This window comes from Streptomyces tirandamycinicus (assembly GCF_003097515.1).
Taxonomy (GTDB): Bacteria; Actinomycetota; Actinomycetes; order Streptomycetales; family Streptomycetaceae; genus Streptomyces; species Streptomyces tirandamycinicus.
The window spans coordinates 5,145,456-5,166,091 of the sequence record NZ_CP029188.1 but is presented as its reverse complement, the minus strand read 5'-3'; the positions used below and the strand labels follow the sequence as shown (position 1 = coordinate 5,166,091).

15 protein-coding genes and 2 pseudogenes are annotated in these 20,636 nt (G+C 70.3%); 10 read left to right on the top strand and 7 right to left on the bottom strand.

Going from position 1 to position 20,636, the window contains the following annotated elements; translation table 11 throughout:
* From DDW44_RS22890 to DDW44_RS22880, 3 genes are all read left to right on the top strand, one after another.
* Window positions 1-2,316: a DUF6571 family protein gene (locus tag DDW44_RS22890; RefSeq protein WP_108907567.1), complete on the top strand. Its 2,316-nt coding sequence runs from the start codon at window positions 1-3 to the stop codon at window positions 2,314-2,316.
* Window positions 2,317-2,390: 74 nt separating this feature from the next.
* A complete protein-coding gene (locus DDW44_RS32915; RefSeq protein WP_240800719.1) occupies window positions 2,391-2,945 on the top strand; it encodes a hypothetical protein in 555 nt (184 codons plus the stop codon).
* A gap of 219 nt (window positions 2,946-3,164) precedes the next feature.
* Window positions 3,165-3,713: a GNAT family N-acetyltransferase gene (locus tag DDW44_RS22880; RefSeq protein ID WP_108907565.1), complete on the top strand. Its 549-nt coding sequence runs from the start codon at window positions 3,165-3,167 to the stop codon at window positions 3,711-3,713.
* 284 nt (window positions 3,714-3,997) lie between these two features.
* On the opposite strand, the gene DDW44_RS22875 is transcribed toward DDW44_RS22880, so the two are convergent.
* The 7 genes from DDW44_RS22875 to eccB form a co-directional block, all read right to left on the bottom strand.
* On the bottom strand, window positions 3,998-4,300 hold the full coding sequence (locus tag DDW44_RS22875) for a WXG100 family type VII secretion target (RefSeq protein WP_018891795.1): 303 nt from the start codon (window positions 4,298-4,300) through the stop codon (window positions 3,998-4,000).
* 67 nt (window positions 4,301-4,367) lie between these two features.
* Window positions 4,368-4,721, bottom strand: coding sequence for a WXG100 family type VII secretion target (locus tag DDW44_RS22870; RefSeq protein WP_017947732.1), 354 nt, complete (start codon window positions 4,719-4,721; stop codon window positions 4,368-4,370).
* A 118-nt stretch (window positions 4,722-4,839) separates the two neighbouring features.
* Window positions 4,840-5,994: a S8 family serine peptidase gene (locus DDW44_RS22865; protein WP_341867077.1), complete on the bottom strand. Its 1,155-nt coding sequence runs from the start codon at window positions 5,992-5,994 to the stop codon at window positions 4,840-4,842.
* A 115-nt stretch (window positions 5,995-6,109) separates the two neighbouring features.
* On the bottom strand, window positions 6,110-7,849 hold the full coding sequence (locus tag DDW44_RS31765) for a hypothetical protein (RefSeq protein WP_134407279.1): 1,740 nt from the start codon (window positions 7,847-7,849) through the stop codon (window positions 6,110-6,112).
* Window positions 7,850-7,855: 6 nt separating this feature from the next.
* Window positions 7,856-8,326, bottom strand: coding sequence for a hypothetical protein (locus DDW44_RS22855; RefSeq protein ID WP_108907563.1), 471 nt, complete (start codon window positions 8,324-8,326; stop codon window positions 7,856-7,858).
* 257 nt (window positions 8,327-8,583) lie between these two features.
* Window positions 8,584-9,858 carry a type VII secretion-associated serine protease mycosin gene (gene mycP / locus DDW44_RS22850; protein WP_108907562.1) on the bottom strand — a complete coding sequence of 425 codons (1,275 nt, stop codon included), beginning with the start codon at window positions 9,856-9,858 and terminating at the stop codon, window positions 8,584-8,586.
* 19 nt (window positions 9,859-9,877) lie between these two features.
* Window positions 9,878-11,398 (bottom strand): type VII secretion protein EccB, encoded by a 1,521-nt coding sequence (eccB, locus tag DDW44_RS22845; protein ID WP_108907561.1) that lies wholly within the window; start codon window positions 11,396-11,398, stop codon window positions 9,878-9,880.
* 181 nt (window positions 11,399-11,579) lie between these two features.
* On the opposite strand from eccB, the gene eccE reads away from it, so the two are divergent.
* From eccE to DDW44_RS22820, 7 genes and pseudogenes are all read left to right on the top strand, one after another.
* The gene (eccE, locus tag DDW44_RS22840) at window positions 11,580-12,914 is read left to right on the top strand and encodes a type VII secretion protein EccE (RefSeq protein ID WP_208647997.1); all 1,335 of its coding nucleotides are present in this window, start codon (window positions 11,580-11,582) and stop codon (window positions 12,912-12,914) included.
* Window positions 12,914-13,633 (top strand): hypothetical protein, encoded by a 720-nt coding sequence (locus DDW44_RS22835; protein ID WP_017947725.1) that lies wholly within the window; start codon window positions 12,914-12,916, stop codon window positions 13,631-13,633. The genes eccE and DDW44_RS22835 overlap by 1 nt, the downstream gene beginning before the upstream one ends.
* 271 nt (window positions 13,634-13,904) lie before the next feature.
* Complete coding sequence (locus DDW44_RS22830; protein WP_017947724.1) at window positions 13,905-14,138, top strand: DUF397 domain-containing protein; 234 nt, start codon at window positions 13,905-13,907, stop codon at window positions 14,136-14,138.
* Between the two features lie 286 nt (window positions 14,139-14,424).
* Window positions 14,425-14,793, top strand: a pseudogene (locus tag DDW44_RS33390) (hypothetical protein); the annotation flags it as partial.
* A 1,196-nt stretch (window positions 14,794-15,989) separates the two neighbouring features.
* A pseudogene (locus DDW44_RS33385) lies at window positions 15,990-16,100 on the top strand (alpha/beta fold hydrolase); the annotation flags it as partial.
* 548 nt (window positions 16,101-16,648) lie between these two features.
* Window positions 16,649-18,358: a MinD/ParA family ATP-binding protein gene (locus tag DDW44_RS33380; RefSeq protein WP_425275656.1), complete on the top strand. Its 1,710-nt coding sequence runs from the start codon at window positions 16,649-16,651 to the stop codon at window positions 18,356-18,358.
* Window positions 18,359-18,566: 208 nt separating this feature from the next.
* Window positions 18,567-20,570 (top strand): ABC transporter substrate-binding protein, encoded by a 2,004-nt coding sequence (locus tag DDW44_RS22820; RefSeq protein ID WP_108907560.1) that lies wholly within the window; start codon window positions 18,567-18,569, stop codon window positions 20,568-20,570.
* The last annotated feature ends 66 nt before the right edge of the window (window positions 20,571-20,636 follow it).

The window sequence follows — 20,636 nt, the reverse complement described above, 5'->3', positions numbered from 1 at the left end:
ATGGATCTTGAGACCCTTCGTTTCGCCAAGTTCGGCCTGCTCGACGAAGCCGTCACCGACTGGACGACTCTGATCGGCAAGCTCGCCGGCCTGAAGGAGGACGCCGACGACGGCCTCCGCGTGCAGGCGAACAAGTCGAACTGGACAGGCGAGAACGAGAAGATCTCCAAGCAGTTCATCGGCAGAACAGCCGGCGAGTTCGCCGACGCCCACACCCAGGCCACGTCGATCCGCAACATCCTGAGGGACACCTGCAGCGAGCTGAAGGGCTACCAGGCCAAGCTGAACGAGGCGATCGAGCGCGGGCTCAGGAAGAACCTCACCGTCGTCTCCACGGCCGGCGGCGGCTTCACGGTGAGCATGAACATCCATCCCGATAGAGCCGGCAAGGGGACGAGCGTCCCCAGCCATACCGAGGCGGACGTGACGGCCCTGCGGGACGAGGTGCAGCAAATCCTCGACGGCGCGACCCGGAGCGACAGCTCCGCGACCAGGGTCCTCACGGCACTCGTCGACCAGAGCAAGCTCGGCTTCTCCGATAACGGCTACGCCGATCGGGACACCGCGACCGACGCGCTCCGGGAAGCCGATTCCCTGGCGAAGCTGGCGAAGAAGAACCCCGAGGATCTCACGGTCGAGGAGTTCGACCGGTTGAACGCCGGCCTCAAGAGATTCGCGGGCGACGGCCTCTTCGCCGAGCACTTCGCAAAGACGCTCGGCGGCAAGGGCACCCTGGAGTTCTGGGCCGATCTGAACAGGCCCATGGTCAATCCGGAGCTCATGCACGAGCGGCGCGAGCAGATGGCCGACCTCCAGAAGAACCTCGGCCTCACACTGGCCACGGCCAGCCGGAGTGACACGGCCGCCATGGAGACATGGAAGCGCGATGTCGTAGCCTTCGCCGACAGGCCGCTGGAGAAGAACGGCGGAATGCCCTTCGGCGGTCAGGTCATGAGCAACCTGATGCGATGGGGCGACTACGACGACACGTTCCTGAACGAGTACGGCAACAAGCTCGTCGCCGCGGAGAAGAAGCTCACGCACAACGGCGCCCATGTCGCCTGGCAGCCCCTCGGCATTGATCCACAGCTCAACCACACGGGTACCGACACCGGGTGGGACCCGATGACCGGCTACTTCAAGGCCCTCGCCAACAACCCGCACGCGGCAACCGAGTTCTTCGGTGACACCTTCCTCACCAAGGACGAGGACCACGACTTCAAGGTGGAGGGCAAGGACGACCGGCGCTCGCTGAGCAACTTCGAGTACTTCTTCGAGGAGCGCGACTGGCCCCACGACTACGACAAGGACCGCGAAGAGAGCATCGCGGGGCGGAACAACCTGGCGATGGCGCTGGAGGCCGCGACGACCGGCCATCCGGCAGGTGAGATGCCGACCGCCGACCTCCCGCCGCACTCGGCTGCTCAGGCTCAACTGATGGAGTCCCTCGTCGCCTCGATCGCGGAGGACGACACGCGACTGACGAAGCACGGCCACATGTCCGACAGCATGGGGCAGATCGCTTCGGAATACCTGCCGGACATCAATCGTGCCACGACGGACACGAACGCGGACCCGCAAGCAACCCAGGGCGAAAAGACGGCGAGAGACAACGTGGCGAGGCTCTTCCCTCTCGCCGGTTCGGCAGCGATTCTCGACCACCGGGATGTGTCGCGCTTCCTGCTCACCATCGGACAGGATCCGGACGGCTACGCCGCCGTTCAAGTGGGCCAAAAGGCATATATGACCAACCTCATGGACTACCACCTGAATCCGGATCTCCCGGAGGCCCAGCGCTACAGCGGCGACCAGAAACTCCTTGTCCATGAGATTGCGCACTCCAGCGGCGAGGTGTCAGCCGCCTTGAACGTAGGCCGACAGGAAGCACTGGCCGGCGCGGCGGAAGATGCCGACAAGAAGTACGAGCAATCCGTTGCCAAGTGGAAGAGCGGCATCTCCGGGGGCATTGGCACCGGAATCGGCGTGGGCGTTTCATTCATCGCCACGCCGGTGGTAGGCGCCGTGGTGGGCGGCGGAGCAACCACTGTCAGCGGCGTCGTCCTCGAACATGTATTTCAGGATGCCGAGGGAAAGGCCAAGGACGAAGCCGGCCCCAAGATGGGCGAGAAGTGGGAAAACGGGCTGGAGGACAGCATCAAGTACGCGGTGACCGCCGCCGACACTGCGGCAAGTGCTCATGGGCTTCCACATGGCTCAGATCTTGTGGAGAGCGCCCGCACCGGTTCACGGAACGGCTACGACCTGGGGGGCGGCTTCACGGAGAGCGTGGCCAAGGATCTGCAGACCGACATCTAGACCCCATTCGCTGCGGCGGCAGCACAATCGTCGCCGGCACCGGATCCCTTCAAGGACATACAACGAGGTTCGCGTTGAAGAAGTACCCCGCCCCACGCATGGCTGGCTCCGGGCGCGCCTGTGCCGCCTTGGCCATTGCGGCGCTTGCCGCGCTGACCGGATGCTCCGAGGAGCCTCAGCAGGCGCGGAAGTACTCAGTCCCTGCTTCGCTGTGCGGCATCGCAGTGCAGCCCACCTCCTTGGCCCCGTTCCTTCCAGGCGGCTCCTCACTTTCCACAGCCGAGGCATCCCCAGTGAAGGGGACCAAGCGGTGTGAGGTCCGCGTCGACGGGAAGCCCGCTCTGACGGCCAGTCAGGATTGGCGGGAGAAGAACGCGCGGATCACCGCAGTGGCACTCGACACCAAACACATCGACATGGCCGAGTACGAGACGACCGGCAGCTATCTCTACGAAGCCGGAGGCGCGGTGGCAAGGGTCGACCCGTGCCGTAACCCCTCGTTCACAGGAGACATGTTCGCAATCATCGAAGTGCGTTCGCCCGGCCTTGGCAGCACAGCCGCCATGAAACAGCTGATCACGGAGTACACCGACTCGGTAAGAGAATCCGAGGCATGCTCAAGCGGGTGAACCCGCAGACCCGCTTCCCACCATCACCCATCGCCGACCCTGCACGCCGCCCTCGCGGCCGCCGGCTTGGAGCTCTACCTGCCGCCCCTTGGCGGTAAGTTCGGTCGCTACCCGGGTGCTGACCTGCCGCGACTGTTGACCGACCGGGCCTCGAACAAAGGCCCTGGCCGTGGCCTGCTCTCTCGGATTGCCCTCATGGGCGTGCGATAGGTTGCCGCCATGACCGAGCTCGGAACCGTCGTCTGGCCACCCGCCCCGATACGGACCGAACGGCTTGTACTCCGTCAGTCCGAGGCCCGGGACCGCGCTGCGTTCATCGAACTGTTCGCCCTGCCGGAGGTACGCACCTACCTCGGCGGCCCTCGACCCCGTGACGAGCTCGAACACGCGGTGCCCGAACTGCCAGGCCGACGCCCCGGCCTTTTCGTGGTCGATCTCGACGGAGCGATGATCGGCACGATCACGCTCGATCGGCGCGACGCGGAGCGCCCGGGGCACGTCCGTCCCGAGGCCGGGGAGACCGAGCTCGGCTATATGTTCCTGCCGGAGGCGTGGGGACGCGGGTATGCCGCCGAGGCGTGTGCGGCGGCGCTCGACTGGTTCGCAGACGGGCTTCCCGGCGAGCCGGTGGTGCTTTGCACCCAGACCGCCAACGACCGCTCGATGCGCCTCGCGGCGAAGCTGGGGTTCACCGAGGTGCAACGGTTCGAGGAATGGGGCGCCGAGCAGTGGTTCGGCGTATGGTCCCCGGTCACGGCTTCCGGTTGAGCTTGGACCGGGGCAGCCTCGTCTTCGGGACGGGCACCCCGGCCCTGCCGATGCTTGAGGCGGTACCGGATGGACGTACAGGAGGCCGGCAGTCGTGGTCGTCCATGAGCTGAGTCAGGATGCCCCGGACGTCAAAGGTTCGACAATGATCACGCTCTCGGTCTGACCGGTGATCGCGCTTCGAGCGGGTCCCTTTCCCCGAAACACCGGATCAGGGGTGGGCACCCCTCGCGCGTGCCCACCCCTGATCGGCGTTCCGAGTCACCGGCCGCAGCCGGGACACGTCAGGCGAAGTAGCTGGCGGCCTTCTTGTCGCCACCCATGTAGTCGCCGCCCGCGTTCGCCACGACCTGGCCGATCTGCATGAGCGCGCGGTGGATGTCCGCGGCCTCCTTGTCCCACTTCACCTGCTCCTGGACGTAGGCGTTGTGGGCCTCACCTTCCCAGCCGGCGGCAACGGTGGCCATGGCCGTCTTGATCTCCCGCAGGTCTTCCTCGAGCTTCTTGGCCTGGTTGCCGAGCGTGGTCGCCGCCAGGTCAAGGCCGCCGTACTTGACGACGAGCTCGTCTCCCGAGTTCATGCCCATGATTCCCTCATCTCACGTGTGGTGGTGCTTCGGCCGTGACAGCCGAAGTCAAGCGAGCTCGGCGGTTCTAGAGACCCGCGAGGCCCGACCTGGGGGCGGCGCTCGCACCGGCACCGAGGTCGACGTTGATCGCCTGCACGGCGGCGCGGACGTCGTCTTCCGTGCCGTCCTTGATCCTCCTCGAAGCGCTCATGGCCTCGATGAACTTCGCGAGGATGTTGCCGAGACGCACCATCGAGGTGTTGATCTCCTGCTGCTTCGCGTTGAAGGCGCCGGCGCCGATGCCCTTCCACTGGCCCTCAAGGCTGTCGATCGTGCCCTGGATCTGCTGGAGCTGGCCCTTGATCGAGTTGAACTTCTCGAAGAGCTGCTTCTCGAGCTGAATGACTTGCTGGTCTGAAAGCCGCTGGCCCTGTGACACAGTCGCGTTCCCTTCTGAACTATTGGTGTAAGTGGTTGGATCGCGCCTCACCGGGCAGCAACCAGGCGAAGCTCGACGAAAGGCCGGGCTCTGGACGACCCACGGCCCGGCCGTTCGGTCAGCCGGTGCGCCGTCGTCGGACTACGGCGAATGCGGCGCCCGCAATCGCCACGGCTCCACCGATTCCGAGGATGAGGCCCAACTGACCGCTGTCGTCCGCGGCCTTGCCGGAACCCGTCGTCACGGTGCCCGGCTCCTCACCGTTCTTGGGTGTCCGGGTGGCAGCGGGCGCGGACGAGGCAGCTGAGCCTGCGGAGGCGCCATCGCCATTCCCCTCGTCGGTCAGCGGGCTCACATCCGGAGCACCGGGCTTGCCGATACCGCGGGTGATGTGGGCGTTGGGGCGCACGACTCCGTGACCGAGGTAATGGCTTTTCGAGTCGCCCTTCCACGCATCGCCGCGGCCCGCGCTCTCGAACATGACGCGGAGGACCTGATTGGCGGTCCAGTCCGGGTGAGCGGACCAGATCAACGCGGCGGAGGCGGAAGCGATCGCCGCAGCCTGACTGGTGCCCTCACCGCCGTCGCAGTATCGAGTAAAGGTGGAATCGCACCAGTAGGGAATGTCAGTACCGGGCGCCGCAAGGTCGACAATCTCGCTGTGGTGCGAGTAGTCACCGACTCGACCATCACGATCAATGGCACCAACCGCGACCACTTCTTCGTACTTGGCAGGGTAGCTGGGCTTGTTGCCCTTCTTGGCCGAATTGCCTGCAGCAGCGAATACCAGTTTGCCCTTGCTCTGCGCGTACCTGATCGCCTCACGTTCCCGCTCGGACATGAACTCATTGCCGATCGAAACGCTGATGATCTGTGCATCACTGTCGGCGGCAGCTCTCATGGCCACCACCTCATCCCATTCGTTCACCTTGACGCCCTTCGGGAACGCCTTGGTGGCAACTCGCATGGGAATGATCTTTGCCCCCGGTGCCAGGCCGCGTATACCGCCGCCCTTTCCCGTGCCGGCGATCAACTCAGCCATGGTCGTGCCATGACCCTCGTAGTCATCTGTGGCCTCGCCGGGCGCCTCCGTGGCATCAAGTCCCTTGAGCACTTGGCCTTGCAAGGAAGGTGTTTTCGAGTTTACGCCCGAGTCGATGACAGCAACCTTGATTCCTTCGCCGGTGGATTTCTTCCACATCTCATCGGCGTGCATCGCCTTCAGGTACCACTGCTGAGACTCCATATCTGCCGCAGTGGCGCTGGGCGCCATGCCGACGGAGCATGCTCCGGCCAAAGCCAGTATGCACGCGACACGCCGCCAGGTGGGCATCGCCCATGCTTGATTTGTTCCTGCCGCCATCCCGACTTCCGAACCTTCCCTTTGCCTAGTCAATCACCGGCGGTACAGCACCGCGTCGTTGTGACGACCACGTCTGCTCATCCTCAGACAAGTTGTCAGGTCGAGCGGACACGTTGCGGTCTCGGCCCTGATCACGGGGTTGTCTCTCGCCGCTACCGCCGACAGGACGTGCGTTGCGAGGTGTGCCTACGACTCCGTTCGCACTGGGTGTGCCTTTGCCCGTCGGGCGCTGCGTGACATTTCCGGTGCTCGCGCCGATGACTCCGAACTGGCCGGGGCGAGGCGCCGAGGTACGGCCCGCAGCTACCCCCTCGGCACCGACGACCGTGCCCAGAGGGATCCGAGGCGCGGGCGAGCCGGCTGGAGAACGCTGCGGCGTGCCCCCAACGATGCCGTCCGCACGGCCTGTGCGAGCGCCGCTCGATGGCGTCTGGCCGGTGCGTGCCGCTGACTGCTGGCCGATGGCACCTTGTCGACCGGCGGGAGTCTGGCCCGGCGTACCCATGACACCGGCGCGCCCAGTCGCGGTGCTCGCGCCCATGGGGCCTGAAGGCCGACCGACCGGCCCTTGGTTCCCAGTGGCCGGGTGTGTACCCCCGAGAGCAGCACCATGTCGACCGGTCGCACCGGCGCGACCGGCGGCGGGTGCACTGCCGCCCGACGCGCCCGGACGTCCGACTGCTTGCGCAGCCGGGCCGGTTCCGGTTTTGGCTACGCCGGAAGTACCGGTTGCTCGCGGCACGGTGTTCTTCGCGGCGCCGAAACTCGGGGCCAACGGCGCAACCGGGCTTGGAGGTGTGCCGGGATTGCTGACGGAAGGGGGAGGCGAGGCACTGGGCGCTGCAGCCGAAGGGGCAGGCGGGGCGACGACACTGTCGATCTCCATCGAGGTGTTCCGACCAGGCACCGAAGGAGATGCGCCGAGGGCTTCCTTCCCTGAGCTGTCAGAGACTCCTGCCGTCTCGGTCCTCTCACGACTTGCAGGCTGACCTGCGGCACCCGAGGCTTCGGCCCCTGCGCCACCGGCGGGCTCGTTCCAGAGTCCGCCTTCTCGCGGCCGCGGTACGTCCGCCTGCAGCATCTTCGGCATCGGCGGCGGTTCCTGCGCCGCCAGGGACTCCTCCGATACCGCATAGAACGACGCCAGGCGGTTCATCTGGTTGATGGCCTCCTGGCGGTCCTCCTCCACCTTCACCGCTTCGGCGTACTCAGGGTTGTCCGCCCGGCGCTCGGGCAGAGCGAAGTCCTCCGCCTTCTTCCGGACGAGTCGTCCGTCCCTCGGTGGCTTCGAGTTGCGCACGGACGTCAGGCCCGTGCTGGCTACCTCCATCTGCGTGCTGACCTTGTTGGCGAACGTCCCCAGCCCCCAGGCGTACTTGGCGAGCTCCGTGCCGTACCTGCGGAACTCCCTGCCGGACTCGCCCTCCCAGTGGACGCTCTTGACGTAGTCGTCGAGTTCCTGCGCCGCGGCATTGAGAGCGTCCCGGGCCTTGCCGAGTTCCCGTCCGGCGTTCTCCAGGTCCGACGGATTGGCTTGGTCCAACAGGTCGAGCATCGCGTTGAGGTCGGCGCCCTCGAAACTGGTCTTGCCGAACAGGCTTCCCCGGCTGCCGATGCCGATGTCGTCCATCAGCGCCGTCATGCGCTGATAAGCGTCGGTGGCGCCGAAGACCGTCTCGATCTGGGCCGAGTCGTCGGTCTGCTGCTCGGTTACCTCGGCCGCCTGCTGCTCAGGGGTAAGTTCCGGTTGCTTGTCGTCACTCATCGGGTGTCACCCCATGTCCTCGGTGTCGACGTCCTTGACGTCTGCGTTCTGGCCCGGCGCGTCACCCTGCGGCTTGTCGCGCTTCTCGTGCGCCTCACGCTCCTGGTCCAGGCGTGTCCGGATCCGGTGGAAGCGAGACCGCAGATCCTCCTCGACGTTGTCGAAACCGACATCCGCCCCGTGAACCCCGATCCTCAGCAGCTCGATCTGATCGCCCAGCGACTTGGACAGTGAAGTGAGCGCCTTGTGGACGCGGTTGTACTGGGTGTAAAAGCCGTCCGCCTCCGCGAAAGGCATGTTGGCGCCGCTGAACGACCCCCGGGAGACGGCCTGCGCGGCGACCTTCTTCGTACCGCCGGCCCCGTTCTCCAGTTCCGCGAGCAAGTTGTTCACCCGCTCCTGGAAGCGCTTCAGCGCACCCACACCACGCTCGAGATCCCGCGCGGCGGCGCCCCCGCCACCGTCCCCTGGCGCCATTACGACCGATCCTCCCCGTTTACAGTCGTCACAAGAAATTCACACAGTGCGGCCGTGGATCGTGGTGACTCGTCATTCGACTCGCCATCCGACTCTTCATCCAACTCGCCATTCACCCATACACACAGGCCACTCTAGTCACTGCCTCTGACAGGCCCAAGTGTCTTATCCGTCACCCGACTTCCCCGGCTCGGCCGCGTCGCCGGACGCTCAAGGACACTATGCGGTTGCAACGAGTGCCGCATCCGTAGAGGTACTCAGATGCGACCGGCGCTTGGCTCCTCCGCCCGTCGGTTCCCCGTCTCCGGTTCCGGTCCCCTCGCCCGCCGCCGCGCGTCCCGCACCGTCACCGCGCCGCCGACGATCACGGCGACCAGGATCGCGCCGCCTACGACGACGTACGTCGCGAGGCGGGCGTTGCGTTCATCGGCGGTCTCGCCGAGGTGGAGTTCGGCGGGGGTCGGCGCCTCGGCGCCGGAGAGGCCCTCGCGGGCGACGGGCTTCTCGATCGGCTCGCCGTCCTCGGTGAGAGCGCGGACCGGGTCGACGACACCCCAGCCGACCAGGCGGTCGTGGCCCGCGACGGAGCGTTCCGCGGTCTGCTGGATCTGGGCGACGATCTGCTCCTGCGTCCAGTCCTCGTGCTTGCTCTTGAGGAGCGCCGCGACGCCCGCCACGTAGGGCGCGGAGAAGCTGGTGCCGTTGTCGGCGCAGTGGCCGCCCCCTGGGACCGTGGAGACGATGTCCACGCCGGGGGCCGCGATGCCGACGAAGTCCCCGGACTGGGAGAACGCCGCCCGCTCGTTGTTGCGGTCCGACGAGGCGACGGCGAGGACGCCCTGGTAGGAGGCCGGGTAGGTCTTCTTGACGTTGCCGCCCATGCCGTCGTTGCCGGCCGACGCGACGATCACGACCTCCCGTTCCAGGGCCCTGTCGATGGCCTGCTTCAGCACGGGTGTCGGTTCCACGGCGTTGGCGGTGTCCTGGGAGATGTTGATGACCCCGGCGCCCTCGGCCACCGCGTGGTCGACGGCCCGCGCGAGCGTCTCGGCGGTTCCGTGCCCCTCGGCGTCGTTCTGCTGGATCGGGATGATCGTGGCCTCGGGGGCGAGACCGACGAATCCGGTGCCCTTGGCGGGGCGCGCGGCGATGATGCCGGCGACCTTGGTGCCGTGGCCGACGGTGTCGGTGGTGCCGTTCTCGCTGCCGCGTTCGAGCTTGTCGCCGTTGGCGTCCTTGAGGTCCCGGTCGAGGAGGTTCCGGCCGCTTCCGGCGTCGACCGCCGGGGCGAGCTGCGGGTGCTTGACGTCGACGCCGGTGTCGATGACGGCGACCCGCACGCCCTTGCCGGTGGACTGCTTCCACAGCTCGTCCAGCAGGACGCGCTGCAGCGCCCAGGGGCGGCCCTCGTAGGTCTTGCCCGGGTAGGTGCACTGGTCGGTACCGTTCGCGGCAGCGGGGCCGGCCGGGACGACGACGGCGAGCGCGGCGGCCGCCGGGGCGGCGAGAAGGCGCCGGTACAGGTGCGTCATGTCAGGTCGGGTCCCTGCCTCAGGAGCCCTGCGGCTGGCGCGCGGCGCCGGTGGACAGACGAGGCCCGGTCGGCAGGAAGGCGGACCAGGCGGCCGGTACCGGCACGGGCTCGACGTCCTTGTAGCCGAGGCGGTTCTGGGCCTGCTGGGCCTCCTGCCGGCGGGCCTCCCGTTCCTTGGCGGAGCCGGACGCCCCGATCCCGGAGTCGTCCGTCGCGCTGTCGCCGTTGGACTGCATGGCGTAGCGCAGTCCGGTGTCGGTGACGAGGAAGAGGAAGCCGGTGTCCGTACGGGAGCCCTTGAACTGGCGGAAGAGCTGACCGGAGCCGGGGGTGACGTAGGCGCTGCTGGAACCGGTGGGCAGCGTGGCGGGGAACTCGGTGCCCGCCCAGGTGCTGAGGGTGGTCGAGCCGTCGTCGTGCACCTCGCGGAGGACGTTGCACACGGTGTTGCGGCTTCCCTCGTCCGTGCCGGCCGAGTTGACGGGCTCGGGGGCGTGTTCGGGCCATTTCTTGTCCCGGCCGAAGGCCCGGCCCGGCCGGATGGCGGCGGGGCTGACGGACTCGGCGCGGCCGTCCGGGGCGAGGTCGATCAGATCGCGGCTGCTGAGCAGCAGTTTGGCCGTGAAGTCGGTCACGGGGGCCACGCGGCCGCTGAGCACCACGTACTGCTGGACCCGGGTGCCGTCGGTGGCCTTGAGGACCATGCCGACCTTGTTCACCTCGTCCGGGAGGCCGCCGGGGACACCGGCGTCCGCGCCGGCGCCCGGAACCACCGGGAACCCGATCCTGTCGCCCTTGTGCAGGGTGTCCAGCCAGGCGGCGGACACCCGCTGGGGTGCCCGTCCGAGGCCGACGAGTTGCCGAAGCAGCAGTTCGTCCTCGTCCACGGGGTAGGCCGTGCCTTTGGCGTCGACGATGTAGCGGGTCGCGTCGGGGCCCTCGACGTAGAGCAGTTCTCCGCCGCGCAGCCGGCCGGCGCCCTCGGTCTTCCGCTGTTCGCGCTCGGCGAGGACGAACGCGGCCTTCTGGATGGCGCGGCCGCCCTCGCCCGGCCGTTCGCAGACCGCCCAGCGTTTGGCGACTCCGGCCTCCTTCGCGTCGGGCAGCCGGTCCGGGGCGTAGGGGATGCCGAGGGTGGCGCCATGCGGGATCTTGCCGTTGTCCAGCACGGATTCGTCGACGTTGACGACCTTGCCCTTGTCGGGGTCGAGGAGCAGTTTCGCGGACGACATGTTGAGCACCGGGTGGAGCTGCTTCTTCCCGTTCGTCCTCAGCACCACGTAGCGGGTGGTCGACTTGCTGGCGATGATGACGTTCTCGTTGGGGGTGTCCCAGTTCTGCGGGGCCACCGGCTTGAACATGCCCCACGCGCCGAAGACGGCCAGGACCACCACGGCCACGATGGCTCCGGGGACCACCGCGCGCAGGGGGCGGGGGGCGCCTTCCTCCGACCCCGTCGTGTTCGGCTGCACGAACTGCGCGACCAGTCTCCGCTTCGCGAAGGTGTATGCGTTGAGTTCGTCCCGACGTGATGCCATCTGTCCGCTGTCCCTCTCCCCGCTGGGCGACCAGGTTGCCACACCCCCGCGCTGGGGCACGCCGCCGCACAGCTCCCTACTATGCCTGCCGGCGCTTGCGCCCCACCGCTCAGGTAGGGTGATCGCCCGGTCAACGCCCATGGCAGATCGGTACATACGGACACGAGGGGGCAACGCGGCGATGAGTACGGCGACTCGCTCGCGACGGGGGCGGACTTCCGGGCAGGCCCCGGAGACTTCCCGGCGGCAACGCAGCAACGCCCCGGCGAACGACGCTGCCCCGGCCGTTCCTTCGGCGACCACTCTGCGGCCCCTCGCCGGTGCCGGCCGTGTCGGCCCCTTCCGGCTGCGGCAGCTGGTGCTGGTGGAGCTGGCGCTCGCGCTGGTCCTGGTGGGTGCCGCCCTGGGCGGCCTCTGGCTGCTCCCCGCCTGCGCGGCCGCCGCGGCCCTGCTGCTGCTCGCGGTGCTGCGCAGGCGTGGTCACGCGCTGCCGGACTGGCTTTCCACGGCCGTCGGGCTGCGGGCACGCCGCCGGGCCGCCGGGCCCGCGGGCGCGGAGGTGGACCCGTCTCTGGCGCCTCTCGCGGAAGCCGCGCCCGGCGTACGCCCGTTCACCTACGTGGACCGTGATCGCCGCACGGTCGGGATGCTCGGGGACGGCTCGTTCCTCACGGCCGTGGTACGGGTCGAGGCGAGTGGCTCCGGGCTGCGGCCCGCCTTCGGGGCGCGGGCTCTGCCGATGTCGCTGCTGGGCGGCGCGCTGCGGGTCGACGACATCACCGTGGAGTCGGTGCAGTTGGTCCAGCAGGTGCGTTCCGCGCCCGCGCCGCATCTGCCGCAGCAGTCGGTGGCGCGGCTGTCCTACGGCCCGTTGCAGGAGCGCACGGGGGCTCCCGCGCTGAGGATGACGTGGGTGGCCGTGAGGCTGGACCCGGAGCTCTGCCGGGAGGCCGTAGCGGCCCGCGGCGGTGGCGTCGAGGGCGCGCAGCGCTGTCTGGTGCGGGTCGCCGACCATGTGGCGAGCCGGCTCACCGGGGCCGGGTTCGAGTCGCTGGTCCTGGACCAGGAGGAGCTCAACTCCACGATCGCCACCGCGGTCTGCGCCAGTCCACGGGCCGCGGCGCTCGCGGGCCGGCCCGGTGCGGCGGCCCAGCGCCGTACCGCCGAGACCTCTCGGGTCTGGCGCTGCGACGACCGCTGGCACACGACGTACGCCGTCGGCCGCTGGCCCGAGTTGGGACGCGGTGCGCAGCCGCTGCCCACGCTGGTGTCGACGCTGACCTCGGCCCCGGCCTACGCGACGACCTTCAGCCTCGCGCTGCGGCGCGGTGCACGGCAGGGAGCGCTGGCGGTGAGCGGGCACGTGCGGATCACGGGGGGCTCGGACACCGAACTGGTGGGGGTGCGACGGGAGCTGGAGCAGGCCGCGCGGTCGGCCAAGGTCGGTCTGCTGCGGCTGGATCGCGAGCAGCTGCCCGGGGCACTGGCGACGATGCCGCTGGGAGGTACGCGGTGATGGGGACGGCGACGGGTTCCGCACGTGTGCTGAGGGGGCTGTTCGGTCCCCGGCACCCGGGGCACACCATGGCGGCGGAGGACCTCGGTGCCCTGTCCCTGCCGGTGGGCGACGACGGGGTGGTGATCGGCGACGACGCCGAGGGCCGGCCCCAGATGGTGGGCTTCCACCGTTCGGTTCCGTACGAGGTGCTGCTGATCGGCGGCCTCTGGACGGCGCAGGTGCTGGCGCTGCGGGCTGCCGGCACGGGCGCCCGGGTGGCGGTGGAGACCGGCCGGGCGCATGCGTGGACGGCACTGGCGCAGGCGGCGGGGGCGGGGCTGGAGTGCATCACGCTCCACGAGGTGGGGCGCGTGCCGCCGATGGGTGCCACGGTCGGGAGTCCGGTGGTGGTGGTCCGCGACTGCGGCATGCGGCCTCCGCGGGGGCGCGTGGTGTCGTCGCCGTGGCAGTCGGTGCTCACGCTGCTCCCCTATCTGAGCCCCGTAGCACCGCGCCTGCTGCGGGACGCGACGCTGGTGGGCGTGCAGCGGGTGTCGCCGCAGGAGGCCGAGCAGATCGGCCGGATCCTCGGGCTCGGCCGGGCGGAGAGCGACGCGCTGCCGACCCTCGCCGACGGCGTGACGCTGTGGGTCTCGGGGCGTGAGCGCCACTGGGTGATGACGAGCGGGACGGACGCCGAGACCGGGCTGCTGGGTGTGGCCCGGCGGATCGACTGACATGCAGGCGGCCATCGACCGACATGCCGGCGACCGGGCACCGGCCGTTCCCCGGGGTGGTCGTGCGGCGGTCCTCGGGCGGCTGCCGACCGGAACGGCGCTGGATAGGATGCCCGTGTGACCCGGGCAACATCCGGATGTGCGGCCTCTCTCGGGGATCCATGGGAATCCACGGGGATCCACAAGGGTCTACGGGGATCTCGCGGGGGAGAGCACGGCCCGGCCGGTTCGGGGCACTTCGACTCGGCACCACCGAAAGGAAGCGTGACGCATGGGGAGCGCACAGGAGAAGGACGAGCTGTACGCCCTCGACATCTCCGGCGTCGAGTGGCAGGGTGCGCCCGGCACCAGCCCGGACGAGGAGCGGGTCGAGATCGCGTATCTGCCCGGCGGCGCGGTCGCGATGAGGTCGTCGCTGGACCCGGAGACCGTGCTGCGCTACACGGAGGCCGAGTGGCGGGCCTTCGTACTGGGCGCCCGGGACGGGGAGTTCGACCTGCGCTGACCGGCGCTGACCGGCCCGGACCGGGGCGATGCGCGCTCGGGTGTCCGGGGCGGCGCCTCGGGCCCGCGCTGAACGGCCCGGACCGTGGTGGCGCGTCGGGCCCGGGCTGAGCGTTTCGGGCCGGGGCTCCGGGGGCGCCCGCCACCGCCCTGGACGGTGGGGCTCCCGGCACGGCGATCGGCGGGTGGTCCCCGTCCGTACGGGGCGGAGCGGCGGCCGGGAGGTACCTGAGTGACCGTACGGCGGCGGTACGGCGGCCGGTAGGTGCACCGCATGTGCCGATCCTGTGGCGCCTCGACCGCCCTGTTGCCCGCGGCTCCGCCGGTTTCGCCCGTCACGCCCGGGCTCCCGCCCGTCGCCTGCGAAGGCGCCCGTGGGGAGTGACGCAGGGGACAGTCGCCGGGCGCGCTCCGGCCTGCCGTACCGTCGGTGTTGGCGATTAGGGTGGGTCGGGGCGCGGCGGGGAACCTGCGGGCAGGTGCGCGGCGCCGTACCGGGGAAGAGCCGGGCGGGCCGACGACGGACAGGGTCGCCCCCACCCACCACGGCACGAGGGTGCTCGACCACAGGAGGCACAGTGAACGGCGATCGGGACGAGATCCGCGAGGGCTGGCACACGCCCGTCGACGATCAGTCCGACGCGGAGCCCGCAGAGATGACGGGTGAGTTCACCATCGACTACACCCCGCCCGCCTGGTACACGCAGAACGCGGCGGGGGACGCATCGGGGGGCTCCGCCGCGCAGGGGGCGACGCCCGCGCCGCCGTCCGGGGCACCGGTCGCCATGCCGGGCCCTTCTCGGGACGGCGGATTCGAGCCGAACCACGCTCCGCCGGTGCCCGCCCCGGCGCACCGTGAGACGAACCCGGGGCCCGCCCCGGCGCAGCACCGGGCGAACGCGCCGTCCGCCGAGCCGGCGTCGGCCCCCGCACCCGCACCCGCACCCGCACCCGCGGCGAACTCGGCCCAGGGGCCGGTTCACGATCCCGCTCACCCGGCCGGGGACGGTCCGGCAGCCCCGGCTTCCGCCGTTCCGGGCGGTGCGGCGGCGCAGCCGTTCGGTGGCGGTGACGTCGAGAGCGGCGCGACGATGCGGTTCTCCCCCGCCGCTCTCCAGCGTGAGTTCGCGGAGCGCGAGGCGGCGGCAGCCGCCGCGGCCGCGCGGCAGGGGGCCGGTACGGCCGACGGGGCCCCGGCCCCGACCACCGGTGCCGACGACGCGGACGAGCGGGCGGACGAGGGGGCATCCGTTCAGGAACCCGAGACGCCCGGCGAGCCCTCAGGCGCGGACGAGGCCACCGGCGAGGGCGCCGCGGACGGGACCGCGGACGGCGCCGCCGGGGAGGGTCCGGCGGCCGGGGACGGGATGGGCGAAGTCGGCGAGCACGGTGGGCGCGGCGGGCACGGCGGGAAGTCGGAGGCCGACCACGGCGACCACGGCGACCACGGCGACCACGGCGACCACGGCACGAACGAGCCGTCCGGCAGCACCGCGCCCGTCGCCGAACGGGCCGGCACCGCGCCCGTCGCCGAGCCGTCCGGCGCGGCTCCCGCCGACCTCACGCCCCCCGGCTCCGTACCCACCGGCACCGTCCCGCAGGGCGCCGTCCCCGAGCCCGAGGTACCCCGGGACGACGCGCCCCCGGCCCTGCCGCACGGCGCTCACCCGCTTCCGGCCGGCGCGCAGCCCTGGGCTCCGGCGCCCGGCGCCCCGCAGGACGGCAAGCAGTTCAGCGTCGAGAACTACACCACCGTCCTGCCCGCCACCGTCCAGGGCATCCGGCGCTTCACGATGTGGCGGGGGACGGCCCCGTGGTGGTGCTCCTGCACTCGTCGGTCTGCGACCGCCGGATGTGGGACGAGCAGAGGGACGCACTGGCCGGGGCCGGGTACCGGGTCGTGCGCCCCGACTTCCGGGGCTTCGGCGACACCCCGGCCGAGGCCGTGCGCCCGTACCGCGACGCGGACGACGTCGTCGCTCTTCTGGACACCCTCGGGATGAGGTGCGTGGCCCTCGTCGGGGCGCAGCCACGGCGCAGCCTCTCAAACCGGGACCACCAACTAAGTGGCCCGTACAGCCACAGTCGGCGGACCGGCACACAACCCCGGCTCCCCGGCAGCCGTCCTCGCCCTCGGGGGCGCCCGGTGAGCCCGCCGGTCACGGCTCTCCCCCGCCGGGCGTCCCGCACCAGCGGCCCGCGAGCCCGCAGGGCGGTCACGGTTTCCCCGGGCCCCCGACCGCCCCGCCCCGGCAAGGCGCTGAGGAGCCCGGTCCGGCCGCACCGCAGGCCGGTTACGGATTCCCCCCGCCCGCGTACGGCCCGGACCCGTCCCTGGCGCAGCAGTCGGGCGCACCGCTGCCACCGGCCGCGCCGGCCCCCGAGGCCCGGCCTCCGCACGGCGGCCACGGATTCCCGCAGGGCGGCTACGGCTTCCCCCAGACGACGCGGCAACCCGGCGACACCGCCGCGCTGCCGCCCCAGGCACCCCGGGGCGGGCAGCCACCGCACATGCCCGGCCCGGCCGCTCCGCAGCCGGGGCGGCAGACCGAGGCGCCCGCCCAGCAGCATCCCCATGGGCAGGTGCAGCAGCCCCCGGTCGGCCCGGTCGATCCCCGCACGGGTGCGGCCTGGCCCCAGCCGGTCGCACACGACCAGCGCGAGCGCTCCGTACCGGGTGCGCCGCTCGGATACACGGCGGCGGTGGAGCTGTCCTCCGACCGTCTGCTGCGGAACACCAAGCCCAAGGCCAAGTCGACCCGCAACCCCTCGGCCCGGTTCCGGATCGGCGGCAAGAAGGAGGAGGCCGAGCGGCAGCGCAAGCTCGACCTGATCCGCACCCCGGTGCTGTCCTGCTACCGGATCGCGGTGATCAGTCTCAAGGGCGGCGTCGGCAAGACGACGACCACCACCGCGCTCGGCGCCACCCTGGCCACCGAGCGCCAGGACAAGATCCTGGCGATCGACGCCAACCCGGACGCGGGCACGCTCGGGCGGCGGGTGCGGCGCGAGACCGGTGCGACCATCCGCGACCTGGTCCAGGCGATCCCGTACCTCAACTCGTACATGGACATCCGCCGGTTCACCTCGCAGGCGCCCTCCGGTCTGGAGATCATCGCCAATGACGTGGACCCCGCCGTGTCGACGGCGTTCAGCGACGAGGACTACCGCCGGGCCATCGACGTACTGGGCAGGCAGTACCCGGTCATCCTCACCGATTCCGGTACGGGCCTGCTCTACAGCGCGATGCGTGGCGTGCTGGACCTCGCCGACCAGCTGATCATCATTTCCACGCCGTCCGTGGACGGTGCCAGCAGCGCGAGCACCACACTCGACTGGCTTTCGGCGCACGGCTACGCGGATCTGGTGCAGCGGTCGATCACCGTGATCTCCGGGGTCCGGGAGACCGGCAAGATGATCAAGGTCGAGGACATCGTCCAGCACTTCGAGACCCGCTGCCGCGGTGTGGTGGTCGTGCCGTTCGACGAGCACCTGTCCGCGGGCGCGGAGGTCGACCTGGACATGATGCGCCCGAAGACGCGCGAGGCGTACTTCAACCTGTCGGCCATGGTCGCCGAGGACTTCGCCCGGGCCCAGCAGGCACAGGGCCTGTGGACGTCCGCCGGTCAGGGCCACCAGCCGCCGCACATGGCGCCGCCGATGCCCAACCAGCCGTACGGGGGTCAGCCGCAGCCGGGACCGCCGTACGCGCCGCACCCCGGGCAGCCGCCGCACCCCGGTCAGCAGCAGCACCCCGGCCACCCTCCGTACCACCCCGGCCAGCCGGGCGGCCTGCCGCAGCAGGGAGTTCAGCCTCCGCAGCACTCCGGTCAGCCTCATCAGCCGGGTGGACAGCCGCCGTTCGGGGGACCGGGCGCCCCCGGCGGTCAGCCGCAGTACGGCGGACCGGTGCCGGGCGCGCAGCAGCAGTGGCAGCAGGCGCCCCCGCCGCAGGCGCCGCCGGTGCCGCATCCGGCCGGGCCGCCGCAGCCTGGCGCCTTCCCGGAGCAGCCGATCCCGCCGGGCGCCTCCCCGCAGCAGCCCGCGCGACCGGGCGCCCTCCCGGACCAGCCGGCGCACCCGGGACAGCCGCCGGCCCAGGGCGGGATACCCGGTCAGCCGGAACAGGGTGAACCGCAGGGTCACGTGCCCCCCGCCGGGCACGGATACGGCTACCCCGGGCAGCAGCCGCCGCAGGCACCGCCGGCCTCTCAGCAGTAGGGCGTCAGGGGTTCAGACCAATGAGGGCTCGCACCGTGCTCCACGGTGCGAGCCCTTCGGCGTTCGCGCAGCCCAGCAGCACTTTGACGCGGCGTCACGGCGTTGTTGACTCGTCTGGACCACGCTGATAGACCTTCGCATCACCAGTTGGCGCCCAGAAGATCCACGTGCCTCCTCCACGCGAGTTACGACGCGAGGTCAACGTCCTATGATCACAACGGCTCCGCACCGCTCCCCCGGCCCGAACCCCTTCCTCCGCTCGCGGGCGGGATGCCGCCCCCGCCGCCTGCTGCGGCTGCTGCTCGCCTCCGGCATCGCGGCCTCCGCCCTCTCCGCCGTCCCGCCGCAGGCACAGGCGCAGTCGCAGGCCCAGGCACAGGCACAGACACCGGGTGCCGTGCGCGGCACCGGGCAGCTCATGGACGCCCCGGCGAGCGCGAACGGCGCCGGCGCGAGCGCCGACGACGGCAAGAGCGACGGCAAGAGTGACGGCAAGGACGGGGCGGACAACGTCCTGACCGTGGCGGTCTCGCAGAGCGTCGACTCCCTCAGCCCGTTCCTCGCCCAGCGATTGGTCTCCACCAGCGTCCACCGGCTGGTCTACGAGTACCTGACGAACTACGACCCCAAGGACGCGCGCCCGGTCCCGGGACTCGCGACCGCCTGGAGTCCCTCACCGGACAAGCTGACGTGGACGTACACCATCCGCAAGGACTCCACCTGGTCCGACGGCAGACCGGCCACCGCCGAGGACGCCGCCTGGACCTTCAACAAGATGATGAAGGACCCGAACGCCGCGACCGCCAACGGCAGTTTCACGGCCAACTTCGCCGAGGTCACCGCCCCGGACCCCGGGACACTCGTCATCCGGCTCAAGAAGCCGCAGGCCACCATGACGGCGCTGGACGTCCCGATCGTGCCGAAGCACATCTGGGAGAAGGTCGGCGACTTCTCCACGTTCAACAACGACACCCGGTTCCCGATCGTGGGCAACGGGCCCTTCGTGCTGACCGACTACAAGGTCGACCGGTACATCCGGCTCAGGCCCAACAAGGACTTCTGGCGCGGCGCGCCGAAGTTCGACGAGCTCGTGTTCCGGTACTACAAGGACGGTGACGCGGCGGTCGCCGCGCTGCGCAAGGGCGAGGTCTCCTTCGTCCCCAACCTCACCCCGGCGCAGGCGGCTTCCCTGAAGAACGCCGAGAACATCAAGGTCAACGATGCTCCGGGCCGCCGCTTCTTCGCGCTCGCCACGAACCCGGGCGCACGGGCGAAGAACGGCGGCAGGTTCGGCAGCGGCCACCCCGCGCTGCTCGACCCGGTCGTGCGCAAGGCGCTGTTCCACGCGGTCGACCGGCGGACCATCGTCGACAAGGTGTTCCAGGGGCATGCGGTGGAGGGCGAGGGGTACATCCCGCCTCGCTTCGCCCAATACTTCTGGAAGCCGGATGCCGCCCAGCGGATCGCCCACGATCCGGCGAAGGCGGCCGCACTGCTCGACGAGGCCGGGTACCGGCGGAACGGCAGCGGCAAGCGGCTGGGCAAGGACGGCCGGCCGCTGGACTTCCGCATCCTGTGCCACGCCACCGATCCCCACGACAAGGCGGTCGGCAAGTACCTCCAGGAGTGGTGGGGAGACCTCGGCATCGGGCTGAAGGTCGACTGCCTGGACAATGTGTCCGACCCCTGGCTCAAGGGTGACTACGACCTGGCTTTCGACGGGTGGTCGGTCAATCCCGACCCGGACTTCGTCCTGTCCATCCACACCTGCTCCGCCCTGCCCGCCACCCCCGCGGACACCGGGGCGACCGACAACTTCATCTGCGACGAGCGCTTCGACCGGCTCTACGCGCAGCAGGCGGTGGAGTACGACGCGGCCAAACGCGGCGACCTGGTCAGGCAGATGCAGTCCCGGCTGTACGACACCGGCTTCATGAACGTCATGGTGTACCCGAACGCTCTCGAGGCCTACCGCACCGACCAGATCAAGTCCATCACGACGATGCCCGAGGCCGCGGGCAATCTGTACGGCCAGGACGGTTACTGGAGTTGGTGGTCCGCGGAGCCGGCCGCCGCGGGCCGGGCGTCCTCGGGCGGCGGCGGCTCCTCCGCCACGGTGGCCATCGGCATCGGGATCTCGGTCGTCCTGGTCATAGCGGTCGGCGTCCTCACCAGTCGGCGCCGCCGTGCCACCGCCGACGACCGCGAGTAGCCGATGAGCAGCACCACGGGCTCCTCCGGCCCCTCGCCCGACGTACCGGACGCCCCGGCGGGCACC

Excerpts from the sequence above, each read along its gene's own strand:
- DDW44_RS22890 (WP_108907567.1), top strand. The coding sequence starts at position 1 with ATGGATCTTGAGACCCTTCGTTTCGCCAAGTTCGGCCTGCTCGACGAA.
- DDW44_RS22880 (WP_108907565.1), top strand. The coding sequence starts at position 3,165 with ATGACCGAGCTCGGAACCGTCGTCTGGCCACCCGCCCCGATACGGACC.
- DDW44_RS22875 (WP_018891795.1), bottom strand. The coding sequence starts at position 4,300 with ATGGGCATGAACTCGGGAGACGAGCTCGTCGTCAAGTACGGCGGCCTT.
- DDW44_RS22865 (WP_341867077.1), bottom strand. The coding sequence starts at position 5,994 with ATGGCGCCCAGCGCCACTGCGGCAGATATGGAGTCTCAGCAGTGGTAC.
- DDW44_RS31765 (WP_134407279.1), bottom strand. The coding sequence starts at position 7,849 with ATGAGTGACGACAAGCAACCGGAACTTACCCCTGAGCAGCAGGCGGCC.
- DDW44_RS22855 (WP_108907563.1), bottom strand. The coding sequence starts at position 8,326 with ATGGCGCCAGGGGACGGTGGCGGGGGCGCCGCCGCGCGGGATCTCGAG.
- mycP (WP_108907562.1), bottom strand. The coding sequence starts at position 9,858 with ATGACGCACCTGTACCGGCGCCTTCTCGCCGCCCCGGCGGCCGCCGCG.
- eccB (WP_108907561.1), bottom strand. The coding sequence starts at position 11,398 with ATGGCATCACGTCGGGACGAACTCAACGCATACACCTTCGCGAAGCGG.
- eccE (WP_208647997.1), top strand. The coding sequence starts at position 11,580 with ATGAGTACGGCGACTCGCTCGCGACGGGGGCGGACTTCCGGGCAGGCC.
- DDW44_RS22835 (WP_017947725.1), top strand. The coding sequence starts at position 12,914 with ATGGGGACGGCGACGGGTTCCGCACGTGTGCTGAGGGGGCTGTTCGGT.
- DDW44_RS22830 (WP_017947724.1), top strand. The coding sequence starts at position 13,905 with ATGGGGAGCGCACAGGAGAAGGACGAGCTGTACGCCCTCGACATCTCC.
- DDW44_RS33380 (WP_425275656.1), top strand. The coding sequence starts at position 16,649 with ATGCCCGGCCCGGCCGCTCCGCAGCCGGGGCGGCAGACCGAGGCGCCC.
- DDW44_RS22820 (WP_108907560.1), top strand. The coding sequence starts at position 18,567 with ATGATCACAACGGCTCCGCACCGCTCCCCCGGCCCGAACCCCTTCCTC.